The organism is Bartonella sp. MR168JLCBS (assembly GCF_042194175.1).
Window position 1 is genome coordinate 1 of sequence record NZ_JBHIMP010000404.1, and the last position, 260, is coordinate 260.

The following is a 260-nucleotide window of genomic DNA, read 5'->3' on the forward strand; positions in this document are numbered from 1 at the left end:
AGCGGCAATCAGTTGCGCACGCGCGTATTTTGCACGTTTTTTATCAGCATAGGCTAAGGTTGCGAGAGAGCGAATGGTATCACGTATTACACTTTTATTTGTTAAAACTTTTCCATAATTGCTTTCTATTGACCAAATAGCGAGAAGAATATTGCGGTGAACGCCAAGACGTTTCTCAAGTTGATGAAGCCATTTTTTACATTTTTGCGCTTGACGCCGTCCCTCTACAATGGCAACATCATGAATACGATTGTCGAAAT

Annotated in this window: 1 protein-coding gene; it reads right to left on the reverse strand. The window is 40.8% G+C overall.

Annotation, left to right across the window (positions count from 1 at the left end):
- The coding region (locus ACFIK8_RS11635) for a lytic murein transglycosylase (RefSeq protein ID WP_375669517.1) at window positions 1-260 on the reverse strand (260 nt) is incomplete at both ends.